At 67.9% G+C, this 2,816-nt stretch carries 4 protein-coding genes; 3 read left to right on the forward strand and 1 reads right to left on the reverse strand.

What is annotated here, in order from left to right; translation table 11 throughout:
• A partial coding sequence (locus tag RMO81_RS07265; RefSeq protein ID WP_310475142.1) for a P1 family peptidase occupies positions 1-653 on the reverse strand: 653 nt, incomplete at its 3' end.
• Between the two features lie 87 nt (positions 654-740).
• Here RMO81_RS07265 and RMO81_RS07270 point away from each other — a divergent pair.
• From RMO81_RS07270 to RMO81_RS07280, 3 genes are all read left to right on the forward strand, one after another.
• Positions 741-1,841 (forward strand): type III polyketide synthase, encoded by a 1,101-nt coding sequence (locus RMO81_RS07270; RefSeq protein ID WP_310475144.1) that lies wholly within the window; start codon positions 741-743, stop codon positions 1,839-1,841.
• Positions 1,838-2,560 carry a methyltransferase domain-containing protein gene (locus RMO81_RS07275; RefSeq protein WP_310475145.1) on the forward strand — a complete coding sequence of 241 codons (723 nt, stop codon included), beginning with the start codon at positions 1,838-1,840 and terminating at the stop codon, positions 2,558-2,560. The genes RMO81_RS07270 and RMO81_RS07275 overlap by 4 nt, the downstream gene beginning before the upstream one ends.
• On the forward strand, positions 2,557-2,816 hold a 260-nt coding region (locus RMO81_RS07280; protein ID WP_310475146.1), incomplete at its 3' end, for an FAD-dependent monooxygenase. The genes RMO81_RS07275 and RMO81_RS07280, both read left to right, overlap by 4 nt.

Consider the following 2,816-nt stretch of genomic DNA (forward strand, 5'->3'; position numbering starts at 1 on the left):
GCGCCAATGATGGTGTTTTCCCGCCCGAAACGGCGATGGCCGGTCAACTTGGGCATCACCACCGGGCCATCGCCGGGCGGTGCATCGGCATAGATTTCGCCGAAACTGTTGGCCGCCATCAGGGCGCCGACGATGTGGCCACCGCCCAGCACCCGCGAAACGCTGCCGATACCGCCGGACCGGCTGCCGGCGCGGGCGCCAAAGCCCGCCCCGATCGCGCCATGGCCATCGTTCTGCCCGGTCGCGGCAAAGGCCTCGCGCGTCAGTTTGCGATAGGGCGGGTCCATACCCCACGCCTTGTCGCCGCCGTTGGTGAGATCGAACAGGATCGCCGCCGGCACCACCGGCACCGGCGGCAGGCCGTCGCCCATCGCCAGCCCGCGCCCGGCCGCGGACAGCAGCAAGGCCAGTTCGTCGCCTGCCGCCAGCCCGAACACCGATCCGCCGGCCAGCGCCAGTCCATGCGCGCGCTCAACCAGATTGATGGGATTGAGCGCATCGGTTTCGCGCGTGCCCGGCCCGCCACCGCGCACCTCCACCGCCATCACGGCAGGTTCATGGGGGATGATCAGCGTCACCCCGGTGCGCGCCATCTCGCAATGGGCATGGCCAATGCTGATGCCGGGAACTGCACTGAAGCTGCCAGAGTTCATGGCGCATCCATCGGCCGCAGCGCAGGCTGTTGCAAGCCCCCCACATCCGGCGCACTGTCAGCGCGTCAAACCAGAGGATTATCCGCGATGCCCGCCCCCGCCGTCGCGCACATCAACCGTATCGGCACTGCGCTGCCGCCCAATGATGTGCACGAAGCCTTCGTCGATTTTGTCGGCGCCTTGATCAAGGATCGCCGCGACCAACTGATCTTCAAGCGCCTCGTCGGCCGCAGCGCCATTGATCACCGCTGGAGTTTCTTCACCCCGGTGAAGGACCCGGACGGTTTCACCGCCGATGCCGAGGGTTTCTATCGCCCCGGCGCTTTCCCCTCCACTGCCAAGCGCATGGCGCGCTTTGCCGCCACCGCGCCCGGCCTTGCCGAACAGGCCATTGCAGGCCTGGGCCTATCGGCTGTGGAACTGCAGGGCATCACCCATCTTGTGGTGGCCAGTTGCACCGGCATGACGGCGCCTGGCATTGATCAGATCCTGGTGCAGCGCCTCGGCCTGAACCCCGGCGTGGAGCGCACGCACGTTGGCTTCATGGGCTGTTATGCAGCGGTCAATTCGCTGCGGCTGGCGCATCATTTCGTCCGCTCCGACCCGTCGGCGCGGGTGCTGGTGGTGAATCTGGAGCTGTGCAGCCTGCATTTCCAGGAAACCGGCCAGCTGGAATCGCTGCTGGCCATGCTGCTGTTCGGCGATGGCTGTGCCGCCGCGCTGGTTACCGCCGATGCCGTGGGCATCGCGCTCACCGATTTCCGCGCTGCCACCATCGCCGATTCTGCCGATGCCATCACCTGGGGTGTGGGCGATCAGGGGTTCGACATGGTGCTGTCGGGCCGCGTGCCGGCCATCCTGCAACAGGCGCTGGCCGGCCCGGCCGGTGCGGATCTGCTCCATGGCCGCAGCCCCGATGATTACGGCGTGTGGGCCGTGCACGGCGGCGGCCGCGCAATTCTTGACGCGGTCGAAACCGGTCTGGGCATCGGGCAGGGCGCGCTCAACTGGTCCCGCGATGTGCTGCGCGATTGCGGCAACATGAGCAGCGCCACCATCATGTTTGTGCTGCAGCGCATCATGGCCGGCATCGGTACCAGCGTGCCACGCGGTGTTCCCGGCTTTGGCGTCGCCTTCGGGCCGGGGCTGGCGGCCGAAAGCTTCCGCTTTGAAACGGTGGGTGGATGAGCGCAGTTCCTGCCGATTGGCCGCACGCGCCGCTGGATTTTTCGGCGCGGGCCGATCTGCCGGAAATCATGGACGATGATGGCCTCGACGCCGCCACCTATGCCGCCGTGGTTGCCGATCTGGCCCGTGTCAACACGCTCACGCTGGCGCGCTGGCCCACCTTGGCCTGGCTCAAACGGCAGGCGCCGAGCCGGGTTGGCTTCACCCTGCTCGATGTTGGCTACGGCCACGGCGACATGCTGCGCGCCATCGCCCGCTGGGCGCGCGGCGCTGGCCTGCGCGCCGAACTGATCGGCATCGATCTCAACCCGCGTTCCGCCCCGGTGGCCGCCGCCGCCAGCACGCGCGATCCGGGCATCAGCTTTCGCACTGGCCGCGCCGAGGCGCTGGAGGTGCAGCCCGATTTCATCATTTCCTCGCTGGTCGCCCATCACATGAGCGATGCCGAACTGATCGCCTTCATCCAGTGGATGGAACGGACGGCGCGGGTGGGCTGGATGATCAACGATCTGCGCCGGCACTGGGCAGCGTGGGCGGGCTTTCGGCTCCTGGCTTTTGTCTGTCGCTGGCACCCCATCGTCGCGCACGATGGCGCGCTTTCCGTGCGGCGCGCCTTTACCCGCGAAGACTGGCAGCGTTTGTTGGCCCAAGCCGGCGTTCAGGCCGAACTGCGCCCGCATTTTCCCTTCCGCTGGACCGTCGAGTCATGTCCCAAGTGACGCCGCCACTGATTGTTGGTGGCGGCCTGGCCGGCGCTGCTGCTGCGATCGACCTTGCCCGCGCTGGCCTGCCCCCCCTGCTGCTGGAACGCGAAGCGTACGCCCACGACAAGATCTGCGGCGAGTTCCTCAGCGGCGAGGCGGTCAAGGCGCTGGCTGGGCTGGGCGTGGACGCGCGGGCTTTGGGCGCGGTTCCCATCACGCGCGTCGAGATCAACGCTGGCCACCGCCAGGCCGCCGCCGCATTGCCCTTTCC

It is taken from the genome of Sandarakinorhabdus sp., from assembly GCF_031422795.1.
Lineage (GTDB): Bacteria > Pseudomonadota > Alphaproteobacteria > Sphingomonadales > Sphingomonadaceae > Sandarakinorhabdus.